The organism is Marinobacter salexigens, assembly GCF_002806945.1.
Lineage (GTDB): Bacteria > Pseudomonadota > Gammaproteobacteria > Pseudomonadales > Oleiphilaceae > Marinobacter > Marinobacter salexigens.
Map to the genome: position 1 here is coordinate 145,037 of NZ_NIHC01000007.1, position 18,016 is coordinate 163,052.

The window sequence follows — 18,016 nt, forward strand, 5'->3', positions numbered from 1 at the left end:
GATTAAACTCCCAGCACGTGGCGGATAATGTAAACAGTGGTGAAGCCGGCAAACATAAAACTGAGAGTCGCTACCAATGAGCGAGGCGAGAGGCGTGACAAACCACATACCCCATGGCCACTCGTGCAACCAGAACCATATCGGGTGCCAACCCCAACGAGGAGACCTGCCAAGACAAGAGCTGGGTAACCTGCCTGAATATTGATGGGTGGCAAACTTGCAACCAGCATCCAGACAATCGGTGCACCAATCAGTCCAGCGATAAAGGCAATGCGCCAGTTTATGTCGCCTGCAGACGGGGTCAGTAAACCGCCCAGAATGCCACTGATACCGGCAATCCTGCCATTCAGCAAAAGAAAACTCGCAGCTGCGAGGCCCACGAGTACGCCACCGATAAGAGCTGACCAGGGAGTAAAGTTACTCCAGGCAATTTCGATCATTCAGTAAATCCTCCAATTCGAGACATCAGATAGAATATTCTATTTACTCTTGAAAACTAAGCAGGCTTCAAAATCAGCGCCTTGGAATAAGCTTATAATCATGGGGTATAATACCCAAAAAAAAGCCCGGCGGGAATGCCGGGCAGAGGCGTGCGAGTAGTATCCATGAAAGGCTTCCATATAAACCGGTGTCAGCAGGGACTCCGGTTTAATCAAGTATTGACTGTTTTTCGAACAGTTCAAGCTTGCGGCGACTCCCTATGGGAACATTTTTGCATATAAACCCCACCCTTATACTGCGGCTAGCTGCAATGCGGCTTTCAGGCCGACTGAAATTGTCTGTCAGCTGTAATACAATGATGAATTAGCGCCCTTTCTCTTCCCTGAGGTTGTTACATGTCTGATGAAAATGACAAGAAGCCGGAAAACGATCCGCAGCTGGCTGCGAAAATAAAGGACTCTGCCAGGCAGATCTGGCTAGCTGGCCTTGGAGCCTATACCAAGGCGGAGGAAGATACCGGTCGTTTTTTTGACCGCCTGGTTCAAGAAGGTGAGCAGCTGGAGAATAAAACTCGTGGCGCGGTTGAGAAACAAATTCGCTCTGTAGAAGATCGGGTTGAGGGCGTTCGGGAGCGGGCAACAGGCACTTGGGACAGGCTTGAGCATCTTTTTGATGAGCGTGTCTCCGGGGCATTGCGCAGGTTGGGTATTCATCGCAGGGAAGATATCACAGCCTTGGAGCATAGAATTGAAGCGCTCGAAGCGGAGCTCTCACTGTTGCGGGACGGTCACCCCTCAGACGAAGAGGAATAAGGGCGCATTACATCAGGTAATCCTGGCTAATCAGTTTCGCATGCTCCTGCACGCCAGGCGCGAAATAGGGCAGCATCAGGTGCATCATCTGATAAACGCCCCGACCGGGGTCCACTGACTCCCGGTCGTCCAGGTGCGAGAGCGTGTCATACGCACTCCAGTAACAGGCAGTCAGAGTGAGCTGTTCGCACAGTGAATCCAGATCATCTTCTTCAATGCTCATCATGCTCTGATTGCGCAAGCTTTCGCAGATGCTGCGAAAAGCCCCGGTTTTCTTCTTCAGAATCCGCTTGAAGCGCAACTGCAAACGTTCATGACGGGATAACACGTTGACCAGGTCCTGGTACAGAAACCGGTACCGCGCCACCGCTTCAAACAGCATATGCAGGAAGAAACTCTGTTGATCCAGGCTGATATCCACGTCTTCCGGAACACTGAGCAAATCCAGCATTTCGGCTTCAAATCCTGTAAACAGCTCCTCGACGATATCGCCCTTGCTCTTGAAGTGGTAGTACAAGTTGCCGGGGCTGATATCCAGCTCATCCGAGATCAGCAAGGTGGTTACATTGGGCTCGCCCAAGCTGTTGAATAACGACAGGCTGGCATTGAGTATCCGGTCTCGGGTTTTTATTTTTGGCATATCAGGCCCGGTCAGAATTCAGAGGTCAAAGGTTGCCCAAACCGGGCAGTGATCAGATGGCCGTTCCATCCCACGGAAATCGTAAGATACGCCAGCTTCCTTTGCTTTCGTTAACAGACCATCACTGGCCATGATCAGGTCGATGCGCAGCCCTCTTTTAGGCTCCCGCTCAAACCCTTTGCTGCGGTAATCAAACCAACTGAACGTTTGTGCTTCATCCGGATGCAGGTGGCGAAACACGTCGGTATAGCCGCGGGCCTCAACCTGTGCCAGCCATTCCCGCTCTTCCGGCAGGAACGAGCATTTGCCCGTGCGTAGCCATCGTTTGGCGTTATCCGGGCCAATGCCGATGTCTTTGTCGGTGGGGGAGATATTCATGTCCCCCATAATTACCACGTGGCCATCCCGGTCGTTAAGCTCGTCCAGATACGCCATCAAGTCGGCGTAAAACTTTTCTTTGGCTGGAAACTTGATCGGGTGGGAGCGGCTTTCTCCCTGGGGGAAATATCCGTTGAGAACGGTGAGTTTTTTTCCGTTGATGGTGAACTGGCCGGTAATCATTCGACGCTGGGCGTCTTCGTCATCCCCCGGGTAACCTTTCTCAACCTGGTCAGGCTCCATGCGGGAAAGCAAGGCTACACCGTAGTGGGTTTTCTGGCCGTGGAAATGCACGTGATAACCCAGTTCGCGAATGGCCTCTACCGGGAACTCTTCATCTCTTACCTTGGTTTCCTGAAGGCCGATAAAATCCGGGTTATGGCTTTCGACCAGGGCTTCCAGCTGGTGCAGGCGGGTACGAATACTATTCACGTTGAAAGACACAAACATCATGGCAAAAAAACTCTCCGGCGTTGGTTGCCGCAGGAGTTTAACACATTCAAACCGGTGCACCCTTGTCCACAATGGCCCTCTTCAGAGGGCTATGAAGTGATCATACACTCGAGATGTTTTGCCGCTTGTTGCCGGGTTTGGCGAATACCAGCTGTGATACGCCGATAGCCCGCTCGCTGAACCCTGCTTCGCAGTAGGCGAAATAGAAGTGCCAGAGTTTGCGGAAGGCCTGGTCGTAGCCCATGGCTTCAAGGGCTTCACTACTGGCCATAAAGCGGGTACACCAATCCCGGAGCGTGCGGGCATAATGAAAACCAGTATCTTCCGAATGAGTCAGAACCAGATTGGACTGGTCGCGCACCGATTCCAGAATGGCTCCGAAGGATGGAATAAAGCTCCCAGGGAAAATAAAGCGCTGGATAAAGTCGACGTTCTTCAGAGCGCGCTCGTAACGCTGTTCCGGCATGTTGATGGCCTGAATCAGGGCCAGGCCATCTGATTTCAGCAAGGCGTTAATTTGGCTGAAATAGCTGTCGAGATATTGTGGCCCAACGGCCTCAATCATTTCTATGGAAACCAGCTTGTCGAATTGGCCTGCCAGGTCACGATAATCATCGAAGAGCAGGGTGATTTTGTCGTTCAGGCCTTCGCTGCGAACCCGCTCCCGGGCAAGCTCCAACTGTTCTTTGGATATTGTGGTGGTGGTCACATGGCAGCCATAATGTTTGGCAGCATGAATAGCAAAGCCACCCCAGCCGGTGCCTATCTCGATCACCCGGTCACCGGGCTGCAAGTCCAGTTTTTTACAGATGGTGTCCAGCTTGTGAACGGCAGCTTCTTCCAGTGTTGATTCCTCGCTGGGATAAATTGCCGAGGAATACATCATGGTGGGATCGAGGAAGGTTTCGAACAAATCGTTGCCCAGATCGTAATGGGCGCTGATGTTCTTTCTGGAGCCGTCTTTTGTGTTGCGGTTGAGCCAGTGCAACCCCTTCAACGCAGGTTTGGTGACCCAGCTGAACTTGTCTTCGAACTCGTTCATCCGGTCTATATTGCGGGTGAAGAACCGGAGCAGGGCAACAAGATCCGGTGAAGACCAGTCTCCCGCTACATAGGCTTCAGCCGCGCCGACACTCCCGCCGGTGAGCAGGTCACGCCAGGTGCTTTGGTGGTGAATAATCAACTCGGCAGGAGCGTGCTCAGGGCTACCATCGCCAAACACCAGGTCGTCCATGCCGGCTTCACGAATGGTGAGAGAGCCTTCTCCCAATTGCTTCAGCTGCTGGATAACCAGATGGCGGGCGACCCGGCTCGCCAGGGAGGTGCTTGCCTGAGAGCTGGCGGTGGTATTGGCCGACGTGTTTATGTTCTCCATGAGCTTACCTTTCCTCGAGTCTTGTTTGCGTCGTCTGCGCTTGTCACATCGACACCCTTATCGGTATTCCCCAACCTGTGGGCAGGGTCGCCGTCAGCGAGTTTGTCCGGGTGGGTGTAGAAGGGCGCACCCTTGAGTTTCAACTTCAGCGCGTGCCAGTAGATACCCGCCGCAACCTTGAATGCTTCCACCGGGAACTGGCGCAGACTTTTATGGAGGGTTTTACGTGTGAGAGGGGTTCTCTGGACTACCAGGGTGGCATCAAAATGTTTTTTGCCTTCTTCCAGCACGTTCATGTGGATTCTCAGCTCCGGCCCGCGAAAGCTGAATGTCCACTCGTAATGCTGCGCCATGGCGTTGAAGGGAGATACATGAAAACGCTTGGTAAACCCGAACTGTTCCGTGCGCCAGCCTGCAGAATTGGGCTCGCTGCCTGTGGTTTCCAGGCAATACACGTGGCGTTCATGCCAGGGGGTGTTAGTAATCTGCGCCATGATCACAGCAGGAACATCGCCGTTGGCGCCACTTTCACCAGCTCGATAGCAAAAGTAAAAACTCACCGGGTTGAATATGTAGCCGGCGTAGCGGGGGTGGGTAATCAGCTCCACCGTGCCGTCAGGGAACCAGCCTGTTGCCGTTTGCACCTGATCCCGAACGGCTTGGGACAGATCATCCGCTTCGGGGTGGAAATAGTCTTTGCGCTTGAGAGACATCCAGTTGAAGCGCTCAAGTGAAAAGAAAGGGCTTACCTGGGTGACCTGGTGCCATTCATCCGTATCCAAGGCCAGCATGCCGGTGTGGTACTCAAACTCGTGCCGAACCGGATACAAGCGCCTATGCCGGATTGAGCCATGCAACCATTGGCTGGCCATAATCAGAGCTCCATTCCAAAATCACCCGTAACCCGCAGGGCACTGCGCACGCCATCTTCATGGAAACCATTGAACCAGTATGCGCCGCAGTAGTGGGTTCGGTTTTTGTTGCCAATTTCGGTGTAGCGCTCCTGGGCCTGAACAGCATCGAGCGTAAATACGGGATGGGCATAGTTGAAGCGCTTGATCACCTTATCCTGTGCGATGTCATGACTGCGATTCAGGGTGACGCAGAAAACCTCTGGGGCCTGGTGGAAATTCTGCAGAATGTTCATGTTATAGGTGACTGAAACCGGTTCAGTGCTGTGTTTCGGGATGAAATAATTCCAGGCGGCCCAGGCTCTTTGATTGCTCGGGAGCACGCTGCTGTCAGTGTGCAGAACCACATCGTTTTTCTGATAGGGAATAGCCCCAAGAATGTCTCTCTCCTGATCGCTGGGGTCGGTCAGCATCTCGAGTGCCTGATCGCTATGGCAGGCGAATATGACCTGATCAAACTCATGGGCCTGGCCTTCTGCCGTTACCGTAACGCCGCTTTCACTGCGGCTGACAGCTTGTACGGGCGTGTTGAGGCGTGTGCAGTCCCCAAGTCGATTCATCATTGCCTTCACGTACTGGGCAGAGCCACCGGAAATAACACGCCAGGTGGGGCGATCATCCACTGACAGCATGCCGTGGTTGTTAAAGAACTGCAGGAAGAAACGTATCGGGAACTGTTCCAGCACAATCTCCGGCGCTGACCAGATAGCAGCCCCCATGGGCACGATGTAGTAGTTCCGGAAATAGCGGGAGTAGCCATTGCGGTTCAGGTACGCGCCGAGAGTCTCGGTGCTTTCGATCTTTCCAGCCGTCATATCGGCACGGGTTTCTTTATTGAACCGGAGAATCTCACGAACCATATTCAGGAATCGCAAATTGAGCAGGTTTTTACGTTGGGCGAACAGCGTATTCAGGCTGGTGCCGTTGTATTGCAGGCCGGTGGTGGTGCTGTCCACACTGAAGCTCATGTCGCTGACTTCCGAAGGCACACCCAAGCGCTCCATCAAGCGCATGAAATTCGGGTAGGTCCAGTCGTTGAACACAATAAAGCCGGTATTTACCGGCCAGGTGCGGCCGCCCGCTTCTACGTATTCAGTGTTGGTGTGGCCGCCGGCATAATCGCCGGCTTCAAAAATCTCAACATCGTGTTTTTCTGCCAGAAGCCATGCAGCAGTGAGGCCGGATACCCCGGCTCCTATCACTGCAATACGCTGATTCCTCATCCTGCATAACCTTTCACCCAGCGAATAACACCGCCGATCACCGGCAGATTCTCATACAGCAGTTGCCCGGCATCGAAATAATCCCGGTGGTAACAAATCTTGCCGCATTTCACCGCCACATGGCTGATGCCTGCTACCTGTATCTCTTTGCCGCCGCGAATGCGTCTATGGCGCAAATGCATCACCCAGGGAATAGTGGCAGAGCTGTCCTGAATGATGGCCTTCTCAAATACAAAGTGGCACGAAACAACGTTGGAGTAGGCGCCGGCAAAGTAATGGGTTAGCTCATCAAGACCCTCTACAGAGCCAAGAGGGTCCTGAAACTGTATGTCTTCGCTGTACACAGCAGGCAGTTTATTCAGATTACCCTTGTCGAGTTGGTTAAACAGGGTCTTGAATCGCTCTAATGTTGCGGGCACTGCAGAGTCAGACTGACCCACTTCAATGATCGGGGTGCGTGTCACTTATCCCTCCTCCTTATCTGATCAAGTTTGAGGGTCTCCTGCTGAATTCGCTCAGGTATCGGATTCAGATCCCAGATGATTCCCAGCTTTGATAACAACCAGAGCCCATACCAGGTCATATCAATTTCGTACCAGCGAAAGCCTTGCCGAACCGATTGAGGCCAACGGTGGTGGTTGTTGTGCCACCCTTCACCGAATGTAAGGAGGGCAAGCCAGAAATTGTTGCGGCTGTCGTCGGGAGTCTCAAACCTGCGTTTTCCACAAACATGGGAGAGCGAGTTAATGGATACTGTGGCGTGAAACAGGGCGACTGTTGAGATAAAAAAGCCCCAAACCAGCATCTGTAACCCGTTGGTGCCCAGCCCCGGGGCCCAGGCCGCAAGCCCTTCGCCAAGACTGTAGATCAATACTGCTGCAATGGCGGGTACCAGGGCATCGAATCGATTAATCAGCCTGAGTTCCGGAAACTTTAACCAGTCGCGTACGCGCCTTTCGTCGGTAATAAAACCGGCATCACAGGTAAACCACCCCACATGGGACCACCAAAATCCCCCTTGGTGTGGCGAATGTAAATCCTGCTCCCGATCCGAATGCTGATGATGATGGCGGTGGTGCGCCGCCCACCAAAGAGGGCCCCGCTGTGCGGCACTGGCACCCAGAATGGCGAATATGAATTGGGCGTACCGACTTGTTTTGAACGTCTTGTGTGCAAAGTAGCGGTGGTAGAATCCGGTAATTGCAAACATTCGCACTGAGAAAAAGATAAAGGCAAAAGTGGCTGCCAACGCACTTACACCGGTGTAAAACGCAAGCAGACATACCAGATGCAGTGCAATAAATGGAATAACACGCACGAAGCTGAATGAACGGGAGGTTACGTCGATGTGATCCAAACCTGCATCAGAATCGAACCACCTCAGAATGTTCAAGAACACATTTTGCACTCGGGTCATACCCTGATTGCCCTTTTACTTTGAATTGAACCTGTTTAACGAGGCGTATGGAAAGGCCGGGACTGCTCGCCTGCTGGCTTATACGCACTGATCACCGCAATTGGATGTACGATTAATCATGTTAGATAAAACGCTATGTGAAAATGATATACGCCGTATCGCGATTGTTGGTTCAGGCGTGGCTGGTTTGACTGCAGCCATCAAACTGAAGCAGCAGGGTCATGAGGTAACTGTATTTGAAAAAAGCCGTGGCCCCGGCGGTCGGCTTGCCGCAAAAAGGTTGGCTGACGGTTCTGCGGATATTGGCGCACAGTATTTCACTGCCCGTAATCCGGAATTCCTGCCATTTCTCGCCGAGTTCGCCGGCAATAACCGTTTTGCGTTGTGGAAGGGCGAGTTCGGGTTTCAAGACAAGGAGGGCGAGTGGCAGGCATTTCCAGATGAGCCGCGCTATGTCGGGTTGCCAAGAATGACCGCAATTTCCCGCGCACTCTCTGCACACGTGAACGTTGTTGCAGAAACCAGGATTGAAAGTCTTGTCCGGGATGACAATGGTTGGGCTCTTGTTGATACCAGTGGCCAACAGCTTGGCACATTCGAACAGATCATTATTACCGCGCCTCCTGCTCAGGCCCGGGATTTGCTGGCACAAAGCCGTTTACCCCACCTGGCTAAGCAGCTTGACGATGCAGTATTCCGAGTATTGCCTTGTTGGGCTGTAGCCGTTCGTTTTGAGGAGAATCCATGGTCGCGCCATGTTGGGATGCGGTGTGATCATCCAGTGCTTTACTGGGTTGCCAACAATTCAAGCAAACCGGGGCGCTCAGACCAGGATCAGCACGGCAGGGGTGCTTGGTGGGTAATGCATGCAGCCCCTGAATGGACGCAGCGGAACGTTGATACAGCGCCTGAACAAGTTACAGCTGAGCTGGTAGCAGCATTTCGGGAGCTGACAGGTACAAAGGCCGCTGTTACCGATTCAGTGGCCCATCGCTGGCTGTATGCTCGTTCTGAAGGTGGAGCGAACAGCGGTCATCTTTGGTTTCCGGAGCAGGGCATTGGCCTTGCAGGCGACTGGCTCAGTGGTGGCAGGGTTGAAGGCGCCTTCGACAGCGCCTGCAGCCTGGTATCTGCCTGCACGGAACAACCTGTTAGCCAGTAATCTCTTTCCCGGCATATACGGTGGTGTCTGGGCGAGTGTAGAAATGAGTAATGGTTCCATCACTGAACTTGCTGAAAAAGGCACTGACATCGGTGATCTTTTTCAGCGAGCGCGTGCGGTTCACCGGGTCCCGAACCAGCACTTTGATGCCGTTGAAATTGTCCTGAATATTGGAGAAGCGAGCCCGCATGGAGCAGGTAACTACATGGGCCGGATTCAATTCCATGGCTTGCGCCAACCAGGCGCTGTGACTTTCAATGCTGCTGGGTGAAAGGTCCTCGCGGGTATCCAGGTGGTTCAGCTTTACACGGTTTACAATGCAGAAGGAAAAGCTGTCCGGTCGTTTGCGTGCAACTTTCCGGAAAGCCTCCCAGAAGAAGTTGTCTGTGAGTTCGGCAAAGTACTGCATGTTACTCAGGCAGGTATCTACCCACTCAAAATTCTCCGGGTCTTCCAGCACCTCATTGATGGCTTCCCGCAACAACCAGTCAAAGCCCAGTGCGGTTTTGTGGGCATAAACCTTTCGGTACATTTGATAACGGCTGTATACAAAGTCCTCCAGCGCCCCCAGTCCTTTTTGAGTTATTGCCAGCCCCAGCCAGGGCTCTGACTCATCCCAGCCAAAGCGCAGGTTACTGAGCAGGTGGTCGAGGTTAAACCCGCCGATAGTAACGGATGAGTGGAACCCATCGCGCAGCATGTAGTCGGCACGATCGGCATCAATTTCTCCGGAGACAATGGATGAAAGCAGGCCTAACACCAGTTGTGGAATGTTTTCACTGATTAGTGAACCAGCCTCGGCATCTTCCCCTGCAATAAACCCCCAGAAGGTGCGGGCGTGGCGGCAGAAGGTCTCGCTGGGGGTCACTTCCGTAGTTTCCATAATCCCGATGATATCCTCGGCATGGAGCCCAGCGGAGGCGAGATCGATAGCACCAAGCACATCATGGGCTACTCGAACAGAATAGTGTTCATGCTCCAGCTCTTCCGGAACGGTGCTGTGATAGGCCGAATAGTCTGTACCTTCCCAGAGATCTGTAAACCGACCGGGCCGGCTCATCAGTTCACGAATCCGTTGGGCCTTGGTGAACTGGTGGGAGAAGCTTGAGTGGCCACTGTCGTGGAGCAAACACCCCATGCGGATGGTTTTGGCGAGGTAATCAATGGCGTCCAGCTGGTTCAAGCTCAGGTCGGTACGGTCGCTAAGTTTGCGCTCGCGCAAATAGGCGTTGATCATTGAGCGGAACATGCGTGTGCCAACGTGCATTACACCAATACTGTGAAGAAAGCGTGAATGGGTGGCCCCCGGGAACACCAAGCTAAGAATGTCGTTCTGGCAGATGTTGCGCAGGCGCTGGAACAGGGGGTGGTCAATCACCTGAACCTCATGCCGGTACAAAGGGATGGCACCGTGAACCGGGTCCATAATCAACTTGTCATAAGCGCCTAACAGATCATTGACCGCACTTCTCATTCGCAGGAATCTCCGGGTTTCGTCAATCTGGCCTTGTTATATCACAAGGGCGTGCCAAAATAGGTTTTGAAACGACGATTTTCGTTTATCGCTGGTAGTTTAGGGCAGTAGCCATGACCTCGCGCACCGGGCGCCTACTCATTCAAATACTGATCATTGATGCAGACGAGAAAGCTCGCACCGAGCTTGCACGCTACCTTGAAACAAGGGGCTTTTACGTTTCCGGCTATCGGGATCTCACCACGGCAATTTCGATTTTCGACAGTAACATGCCCGATGTGATCTTTGCAGATTTGCAAGCACCTCAAATAGAGAGCCTTGCCGATCATCTGGATCAGGTGGAATCCCCCACGCCTATTGTTGCCTTTTCATCAACTGAGTCCAGCAAGCAGGTTGTTGATGCACTGCGTGCCGGCGCATCCGATTTTGTTCTCAAACCGTTCAGCAAAGACAAAAAAGCCCTGAACGATGTGATTCGAAAGTTGCTTGATCGTGTAAGGCTAAGCCGTCTCAACCAGCTATACCGTCAGGAACTGGAAGATGCCAATCGGGATTTGCGAAACGGCATCGCGGAGCTGCGTGCTGATCAGAGGGCCGGGCGCAAAGTTCAGATGCGGATGCTCCCGGAAAAAGTGCAGTTGACTGGCGGCCTTCATGCCGAACACCTTATTAAACCTTCACTGTATCTGAGTGGCGATTTTCTCGATTACTTTCCATTGAGTAATGACAAAACACTGGTTTATATTGCGGATGTCTCTGGCCACGGAGCCAGCTCCGCGTTCGTAACTGTGCTGCTGAAAAACCTCAGCAATCGATTGCAGAGGAATCTTCGCCGAGGCTCTACAGACGATATTCTTTACCCAGACAAATTCCTCGAGCGAATTAACTCGGAGTTGCTTGATACTGGCCTGGGCAAACACGTTACAATTTTTGTTGGTATAATTTCGGTTAGTGAGCGTAAATTACGTTATTCGGTAGGCGCCCACTTCCCGATGCCTGTGCTCTCTTTTGAAGGCGGAGAGACAGCTTTTCTGGAGGGTAGTGGACTTCCAGTGGGGCTTTTTGAATCCCCACAGTGGGAGGTTTACGAAGTCGTACTGGATAAACCTTTCCACCTGATTCTTTTTTCAGATGGAATTCTCGAAGTCATCCGGCAAAAGAGTCTGGACGAAAAGGAACAGAGACTACTTGAACTCGTATCTGGAGGTCGTCACACTGTCGCATCTCTAAGCGAGGCTCTCAATCTCGATGAGATCACGGAGTTACCGGACGATATCGGTATAGTGACGGTCACTGATACGGTTACAGTGTCAGACAACACATCGTTGAAATAGTGGCAGTGTGAGAGACATGGCTGGTTATAAGATCCTACAGGCTGAAAAACAGGGCATTTATGTCCTGAAGTTTATTGGGGAAATCCGGCTGAACTTATGTTGCACGCTGGACAACCTGGTTGATTCCATCACTTTGGATCCGTTGTTCAAAACCGTGGTGATTGACCTCACGGAAACGGAAATAATCGATAGCACCACCCTTGGGCTGCTCGCTAAAATCGCGATGGCTGCTCACAAGCAAAGCAACTTTTTGCCTACGTTGATTTCCACCAACCCGGACATTACCCGCATCATTACCTCCATGGGTTTTGACAAAATCTTTATCATTGTCCGTGAGCCAGCCTCCCGCATTGAAGAACTCGAAGAAATACCTGTGCTAAGAGCCAGTGAACAAGATGTTCGTGACAGTGTACTGGCCGCCCATAAAGTACTTATGGGGCTGAACAAACAAAACCGGGAAGAGTTCAAGAATCTGGTGCGCGCTTTGGAATGCGAAGAACCTGGCTAAGCCAGGGTGCCTGCCGTGCTGTCCATGTGGTGGCTTGCAGATTCGGACCTGATACAACACAAACGGAAGAACTATGCCTGAAAAAAATGAGCTCCTTGAAAACGGGGCCAAAGAGCCGGTGCATGATGTGGCGGTTCTTGGAGGCGGCAGCTTTGGCTCTGCCATGGCAAAGGTACTTGGAGAGAATGGCCACCGGGTTCATTTCTGGATGCGAGATGAGGCCCAGGTCGAGGAAATCAACCAAACCCGCATAAACAGCCGGTACATGCCCGAAGTCGAGCTAAAAGGCGATATACAGCCGACTACCGATCTTGCCAGTGCCGTACGCAAGGCAGAAATCGTGTTTGTTGCCATCCCGAGCAAGGCTTTTCGCACGGTCATTCGTGAGAACTGCGATAAATTCCGGGAAGGACAGATCGTAGTAAGCCTGACAAAGGGCATCGAAGCCCACGGCTTCAAACTCATGAGTGAAATACTCCAGGAAGAGGTTCCCCGCTGCCGGATTGGTGTACTGAGCGGCCCAAACCTGGCCAGTGAAATTGTAAACCGGGATCTTACCGCCACGGTGATCGCCTCCAAGGACCCTGAGCTACGCAGCACTGTTCAGAATCTGCTCGGCTGCGAATATTTCCGTGTTTACGCCAACGTAGATATATACGGCGTTGAGCTGGCGGGCGCACTAAAGAATATTTATGCCATCGTTGCCGGCTTGGCGTCTGCCCTGAATATGGGCGAGAACGCCAAGGCTATGCTGATTACTCGAGGGCTGGCGGAAATGAGCCGTTTTGCGGTGAGCCTCGGTGCCAACCCAATGACTTTTATGGGGCTGGCGGGCGTAGGCGATCTGATTGTGACCTGCACCTCACCAAAAAGCCGTAACTTTCGTGTTGGCTATGCGGTAGGGGAAGGTAAAAAGTTGGACGATGCCGTGGCGGAGCTGGGGCAAGTTGCCGAAGGCATCTATACGCTGAAGCTGGTGAAAGAAAAGGCCGAAGCTATAGGGATATATATGCCTCTGGTTAAGGGGCTCTATGAAATTCTGTACGGCAACGCATCCATCAGTGCAGTGATCAGCAGTCTGATGATGTCTATTCAGAATTCCGACGTGGAGTTTATTCTTCCCCGAACCATCGCTGAGCAATAGGGGAACCGCCACCGGAGGTTAACTGTGCATCTACTCATCATGCGCCATGGCGAAGCCGGCTGGCATTCGCTGGATCAAGACAGAACACTCACCGAAGCTGGTCGTCAGCAAGTTGCCCAATGTGCAACAGAGATCGCCAAATCGCCTTGGCGGCCTGAAAAGATCTGGACCAGCCCCTATGTGCGAGCAAGGCAAACGGCCGCGATTGTTTCAGAAATCCTGAATTGTCCTGTAGAAGAAAAAAGCTTTATTACCCCCGAAGACGACCCCGGGCTGTGCCTGAATGCGTTGCTTGAAAACAAACACTCTCCCTTGATGCTGGTATCACACATGCCGTTGGTAGGTGCGTTATCCACATTGCTCGTGGACGGACACCGCCGCGGCATTCCCTTTATGACAGCACAGGCTGTGGTTCTGGATATGCCCGTGGTTGGCCCTGGCTGTGCAGACTTGAAAACCCAGTTTTTACCCTGATCTATTCAGATTAAGAGGTATTTCTTTTTTTGAGTGCAGACTATGTACAGTTTTCCTATTGATTACATCGAACCCGTTTTTCGGCCTCCCAGTGAAGCCAAATCACTGATTCTCCCCGTTACCAACGGGTGTTCATGGAATAAATGCACCTTCTGTGAAATGTACACCCAGCCCCAGAAGAAATTCCGGGCTCGCAAGCCAGAAGATGTGCGACAGGATATTGAAAATGCAGCGAAAAGCCTGGGTGGTGTAAGGCGGGTTTTCCTGGCAGATGGCGACGCCATGGTGCTGCCAACCCGCCGTTTATTGGAGATCCTGGGCCAGTTGAATGACGCTTTTCCTGATTTACAGCGAGTGTCCAGCTACTGCCTGCCGAGAAACCTTGCGAAGAAGACCGTAGAAGAGCTCAGGCAGCTTCGGGAAGCCGGGCTAAAGATTCTTTACGTTGGTATGGAGTCCGGTGACGACGAAGTACTTCGGCGTATCAATAAGGGTGAAACCTGGGAATCAACACGGTCAGCCTTGGTCAAAATCCGTGAAGCTGGGTTAACGAGTTCCGTCATGGTGCTTAATGGCTTGGGCGGCGAAACCCTTTCGCGCCAACATGCCATCAACACGGCAACTCTTTGCAACGAGACCCAGCCGGATTATCTTTCAACCCTGGTCGTGAGTTTCCCTCAGGGTGAAGAGCGCTTCCGCGAGGGTTTTGGTGAGGATTTTGTACCGCTTACCCAGCAAGGCTTATTTGAAGAGATTCGAACCTTCCTTGAGCACCTGGAGCTGGAGCGAACCGTATTCAGAAGCGACCATGCCTCCAACTATCTGATCCTCAAAGGGACTCTGGGCCGTGACAAACAGAAGCTTCTGGATCAGGTTAACCTGGCCATCACAAGCCCCGGCGCTGTGCCGCTCAGGGCCGAGTGGCAGCGTGGGTTGTAATTTACCGGTTAGCGGAGCAGAGATATGAGCCAGAGCCCGGACAATCTTGTTAAACAGGTGCAGAAAGCCGGAAAGAACCTCAGCCATCCACCATTGGATAAATGGCACCCGGAATTGTCCGGAGACATGGACCTGCGGGTAAGCCGCGACGGCCTATGGATACATAAGGGCGAACCAATCAGCCGCGAAGCCATTGTTAAACTGTTTTCAACCATACTCCGCCGCGAAGAAGACCAGAATTATTACCTGGTAACGCCCGTTGAGAAATGGCGGATTCAGGTTGAGGATACGCCCTTGCTTGCCCACTCACTTACCGTTGAGGGAAGTGGCGAACAGCAGATTATAAAGTTAACCACCAACGTGGGCGAAACTCTGGAAGTCGGCGAAGAGCACCCTCTGGACGTTGGCAGCTACGACGACTCTGGGCAACCACGCCCTGTCGTTCGGGTTCGCCATGGTGTCGATGCCCGCCTCGTAACCGCGGCTTACTACGATTTGACAGAGCATGTTGTAGAGCAGGTGATCGACGGTACGCCGGTACTGGGCGTATTCAGCCAGGGAAATTTCTACAAAATCGGACAGGGCGGTTGAAAAGCCTGGCGGTGCCCCCAGAAATGACGGTGGAAAAGGTACTCTGTCAGTTGTTAAACTGTACTTTCGTGCTTGTTATGAGCCCGGCTCTCAAATGAGGCCCGGTGGTCGTTAGTCCCTCTGTTCAGTCTGGCTGTTCATGATTACTTTCGATTACCCTTAATCAATCAAACAGTCATTGCGACACTCAAGGAGATCACATGGCCCAACCTCGCGTTGTTACCATCCACTACACGCTCACCAACAACCAGGGAGAAGAGCTGGACTCTTCCCGTGGCGAAGGTCGCGAGCCGCTGGCTTATCTGGAAGGTGCACAGAACATCATCGGTGGGCTTGAAAGTGCTCTGACCGAAAAGAACGCAGGCGACCAGGTTAAAGTTTCCGTTGAGCCTGCGGAAGGCTACGGCGAAATCAACGAAGAGCTGGTTCAGCCAGTTCCACGCACCGCGTTTGAAGGTGTAGACACGATTGAGCCAGGTATGCAGTTCCAGGCACAGACTCCGGGCGGCCCCCAGGTTGTTCGTGTTGTGGAAGTGAGCGAAGAAACCGTCACTATCGACGCAAACCACCCGCTTGCTGGCGAGACTCTGCACTTTGATGTTGAAATCATCGAAGCGCGTGACGCCACTGACGAAGAGCAGGAGCACGGCCACGCTCACTAAGAGCGTTACCGCAGTTTCTGAAGAAGGCTCCTGCGGGAGCCTTTTTTGTGCCTGTAACGGTAATCTCCGCACTGAAAATGGGGGGGCGGGATTCAACAAACGCCCATAAAAAAGCGGAAATGCAGCTTTAACCACATTTCCGCTTTTGAAGCACTAAGAGGCTTAGTGCTTTTGGTTATCAGGCCAAGTTACATATTGGGGTAGTTTGGCCCGCCGCCGCCTTCTGGCGTTACCCAAGTGATGTTCTGAGCAGGATCTTTGATGTCACAGGTCTTGCAGTGAACACAGTTCTGGGCGTTGATCTGGAACCGCTTGCCGCTGCCATCATCCTTCTCAATCACCTCGTAAACCCCCGCAGGGCAGTAGCGCTGAGCGGGCTCATCGTACTTCGGCAGGTTTTCATTGATGGGGATATCGGGATCGGTCAGCTTCAGATGAACCGGCTGGTTTTCTGCGTGGTTGGTGTTGGAAATGAACACCGATGTGAGGCGATCAAAAGTCAGCTTGTTATCCGGCTTGGCATAGTTGATCTTTTTGCACTCAGACGCAGGCTTCATTGCTGCGTAGTCTGGTGTCAGGTCGCGCAGTGTGAAGGGCAGGCTTCTACGCAGAATATTTTGTTCGAAGAATGCGATTGCGCCACCAATGAAGTTGCCAAACTTGTGCATCGCTGGGCCGAAGTTGCGCTCGTCGTATAGCTCTTTATACAACCAGCTGTTCTCAAAACGCTCGGCAAAGCTGGTGATTTCCTCACCGGACTGACCGTTTTTCAGCGCCTCAAATACCGCTTCAGCACCTAGCAACCCGGACTTCATGGCAGTGTGGGAACCTTTGATCTTGGAGCTGTTCAACGTACCCGCATCACACCCAAGCAGCAGGCCACCGGGGAAGCTCATTTTGGGCAGAGCGTTATACCCACCCTTGGTCAATGCACGGGCGCCGTAAGACACGCGCTTGCCGCCTTCCAGATATTGCTTGAATTCCGGGTGAGTCTTGAGGCGCTGAAACTCTTCAAACGGGCTCATATGGGGATTGCTGTACGAAAGGTCGGCAATCAGACCCACATAAACCTGACCATTATCGGTGTGGTAAAGGAAGGAACCACCAGTAGAGCCGCTTTCGGTCAGGGGCCAACCCGTGGTGTGTACAACAAGGCCTGGCTCATGCTTGGCTGGGTCTATGTCCCACAGCTCTTTAATGCCGATACCGTAATGCTGGGGGTCTTTGCCCTCATCCAGCTTGAAGTCCTTGATCAGGCGCTTGCCAAGATGGCCACGGCAGCCTTCAGTAAATAGCGTGTACTTGGCGCGAAGTTCCATGCCCGGCATATAGCCATCTTTTTCCGAGCCGTCGGCCGCAACACCCATGTCACCGGTGATAATGCCCTTTACCTGCCCGTCTTCCACAATGGTCTCGGCCGCAGCGAATCCTGGATAAACTTCAACGCCCAGCTCTTCCGCTCGTTCGCCCAGCCAGCGGCACAGGTTACCAAGACTGATAATGTAGTTGCCGTGGTTGTGCATGTTCTTTGGTACGAACGCGTTTGGTATCTTGGTTCCCTTGTCCTGGTTTTTCAGCAGGAAAATATCATCACGGGTAACCGGAGTATTCAGTGGAGCGCCTTTCTCTTTCCAGTCCGGGAAGAGTTCGTTGAGGGCAGTTGGCTCGAATACAGTTCCGGCCAAAATGTGTGCGCCGATTTCAGAACCTTTTTCCACTACGCATACCGTCAGTTCTTCGTCGGCTTCCTGTGCCAGCTGCATCACTCGGCAAGCTGCCGACAGGCCAGCAGGGCCGCCGCCGACGATAAGAACATCAAATTCCATCGATTCGCGTTCCACGTTGGTCTCCTCAAACATCTTTAATGGATATTGTATGCCCGCAGGCTTTTTTAAAATTCTGGGGCGCCATCATACCGGTAAATGTGCGCCCAGACGACTACCCACAGGCCAATACTCAGCTTTTATACGCTTAAAGGATAACGTATTTGATTATTCAAACAAACGTTTGTTTGAATTTCAGACAAAGGTTTGGCATTGTAGATTTGTGCTGTAAATCAGCGCGCTGAGCCGCTCAGC

General features: G+C 52.5%; 19 protein-coding genes. 9 read left to right on the forward strand and 10 right to left on the reverse strand.

The annotated features are described in order from the left end of the window. Positions 1 to 2: 2 nt before the first annotated feature. A complete protein-coding gene (locus CDH47_RS14420; RefSeq protein WP_100640605.1) occupies positions 3 to 440 on the reverse strand; it encodes a YeeE/YedE family protein in 438 nt (145 codons plus the stop codon). A 396-nt stretch (positions 441 to 836) separates the two neighbouring features. Here CDH47_RS14420 and CDH47_RS14425 point away from each other — a divergent pair, with 396 nt between their 5' ends. Beyond that, a complete protein-coding gene (locus CDH47_RS14425) occupies positions 837 to 1,253 on the forward strand; it encodes a phasin family protein (RefSeq protein WP_100640607.1) in 417 nt (138 codons plus the stop codon). A 7-nt stretch (positions 1,254 to 1,260) separates the two neighbouring features. Here the strand turns inward: CDH47_RS14425 and CDH47_RS14430 are convergent, their stop codons facing one another. The 7 genes from CDH47_RS14430 to CDH47_RS14460 all read right to left on the reverse strand — a co-directional run bounded on the left by CDH47_RS14430 (position 1,261) and on the right by CDH47_RS14460 (position 7,650). Beyond that, a complete protein-coding gene (locus CDH47_RS14430) occupies positions 1,261 to 1,893 on the reverse strand; it encodes a TetR/AcrR family transcriptional regulator (RefSeq protein ID WP_100640609.1) in 633 nt (210 codons plus the stop codon). 18 nt (positions 1,894 to 1,911) lie between these two features. Next, on the reverse strand, positions 1,912 to 2,724 hold the full coding sequence (xthA, locus tag CDH47_RS14435; protein WP_100640611.1) for an exodeoxyribonuclease III: 813 nt from the start codon (positions 2,722 to 2,724) through the stop codon (positions 1,912 to 1,914). A gap of 100 nt (positions 2,725 to 2,824) precedes the next feature. Continuing rightward, complete coding sequence (locus CDH47_RS14440) at positions 2,825 to 4,099, reverse strand: class I SAM-dependent methyltransferase (RefSeq protein ID WP_100640613.1); 1,275 nt, start codon at positions 4,097 to 4,099, stop codon at positions 2,825 to 2,827. Continuing rightward, positions 4,087 to 4,971 (reverse strand): DUF1365 domain-containing protein, encoded by an 885-nt coding sequence (locus tag CDH47_RS14445; RefSeq protein ID WP_100640614.1) that lies wholly within the window; start codon positions 4,969 to 4,971, stop codon positions 4,087 to 4,089. The genes CDH47_RS14440 and CDH47_RS14445 overlap by 13 nt, the downstream gene beginning before the upstream one ends. Before the next feature lie 2 nt (positions 4,972 to 4,973). After that, complete coding sequence (locus tag CDH47_RS14450; RefSeq protein WP_100640616.1) at positions 4,974 to 6,233, reverse strand: NAD(P)/FAD-dependent oxidoreductase; 1,260 nt, start codon at positions 6,231 to 6,233, stop codon at positions 4,974 to 4,976. Then, positions 6,230 to 6,697 carry a nuclear transport factor 2 family protein gene (locus CDH47_RS14455; RefSeq protein WP_239985809.1) on the reverse strand — a complete coding sequence of 156 codons (468 nt, stop codon included), beginning with the start codon at positions 6,695 to 6,697 and terminating at the stop codon, positions 6,230 to 6,232. Before CDH47_RS14455 ends, CDH47_RS14450 begins: the two co-directional genes overlap by 4 nt. Continuing rightward, positions 6,694 to 7,650, reverse strand: a complete 957-nt coding sequence (locus CDH47_RS14460) for an acyl-CoA desaturase (RefSeq protein ID WP_100640618.1) — start codon at positions 7,648 to 7,650, stop codon at positions 6,694 to 6,696. The genes CDH47_RS14455 and CDH47_RS14460 overlap by 4 nt, the downstream gene beginning before the upstream one ends. Positions 7,651 to 7,768: 118 nt before the next feature. Between CDH47_RS14460 and CDH47_RS14465 the strand changes: the two genes are divergently transcribed. Then, the gene (locus tag CDH47_RS14465; protein ID WP_100640620.1) at positions 7,769 to 8,812 is read left to right on the forward strand and encodes an NAD(P)/FAD-dependent oxidoreductase; all 1,044 of its coding nucleotides are present in this window, start codon (positions 7,769 to 7,771) and stop codon (positions 8,810 to 8,812) included. Here CDH47_RS14465 and CDH47_RS14470 read toward each other — a convergent pair. Beyond that, complete coding sequence (locus tag CDH47_RS14470; protein ID WP_100640622.1) at positions 8,802 to 10,286, reverse strand: HD domain-containing protein; 1,485 nt, start codon at positions 10,284 to 10,286, stop codon at positions 8,802 to 8,804. The genes CDH47_RS14465 and CDH47_RS14470 overlap by 11 nt on opposite strands. A gap of 113 nt (positions 10,287 to 10,399) precedes the next feature. Between CDH47_RS14470 and CDH47_RS14475 the strand changes: the two genes are divergently transcribed. The 7 genes from CDH47_RS14475 to CDH47_RS14505 all read left to right on the forward strand — a co-directional run bounded on the left by CDH47_RS14475 (position 10,400) and on the right by CDH47_RS14505 (position 15,938). Continuing rightward, positions 10,400 to 11,620 carry a PP2C family protein-serine/threonine phosphatase gene (locus CDH47_RS14475; protein WP_100640624.1) on the forward strand — a complete coding sequence of 407 codons (1,221 nt, stop codon included), beginning with the start codon at positions 10,400 to 10,402 and terminating at the stop codon, positions 11,618 to 11,620. Between the two features lie 16 nt (positions 11,621 to 11,636). Further along, the gene (locus tag CDH47_RS14480; protein WP_100640625.1) at positions 11,637 to 12,128 is read left to right on the forward strand and encodes an STAS domain-containing protein; all 492 of its coding nucleotides are present in this window, start codon (positions 11,637 to 11,639) and stop codon (positions 12,126 to 12,128) included. A 73-nt stretch (positions 12,129 to 12,201) separates the two neighbouring features. Then, entirely contained in the window at positions 12,202 to 13,272 is a 1,071-nt protein-coding gene (locus tag CDH47_RS14485; protein ID WP_100640627.1) for an NAD(P)H-dependent glycerol-3-phosphate dehydrogenase, read from the forward strand. A gap of 24 nt (positions 13,273 to 13,296) precedes the next feature. Beyond that, complete coding sequence (gene sixA, locus CDH47_RS14490) at positions 13,297 to 13,746, forward strand: phosphohistidine phosphatase SixA (protein WP_100640629.1); 450 nt, start codon at positions 13,297 to 13,299, stop codon at positions 13,744 to 13,746. Between the two features lie 42 nt (positions 13,747 to 13,788). Beyond that, positions 13,789 to 14,685 (forward strand): radical SAM protein, encoded by an 897-nt coding sequence (locus CDH47_RS14495; protein WP_100640631.1) that lies wholly within the window; start codon positions 13,789 to 13,791, stop codon positions 14,683 to 14,685. A gap of 24 nt (positions 14,686 to 14,709) precedes the next feature. Further along, the gene (locus CDH47_RS14500) at positions 14,710 to 15,276 is read left to right on the forward strand and encodes a DUF1285 domain-containing protein (RefSeq protein ID WP_100640633.1); all 567 of its coding nucleotides are present in this window, start codon (positions 14,710 to 14,712) and stop codon (positions 15,274 to 15,276) included. 200 nt (positions 15,277 to 15,476) lie between these two features. Then, entirely contained in the window at positions 15,477 to 15,938 is a 462-nt protein-coding gene (locus tag CDH47_RS14505; RefSeq protein WP_100640635.1) for an FKBP-type peptidyl-prolyl cis-trans isomerase, read from the forward strand. Positions 15,939 to 16,126: 188 nt separating this feature from the next. On the opposite strand, the gene CDH47_RS14510 is transcribed toward CDH47_RS14505, so the two are convergent. Next, positions 16,127 to 17,779 (reverse strand): electron transfer flavoprotein-ubiquinone oxidoreductase, encoded by a 1,653-nt coding sequence (locus tag CDH47_RS14510; protein WP_100640741.1) that lies wholly within the window; start codon positions 17,777 to 17,779, stop codon positions 16,127 to 16,129. Between the last annotated feature and the right edge of the window lie 237 nt (positions 17,780 to 18,016).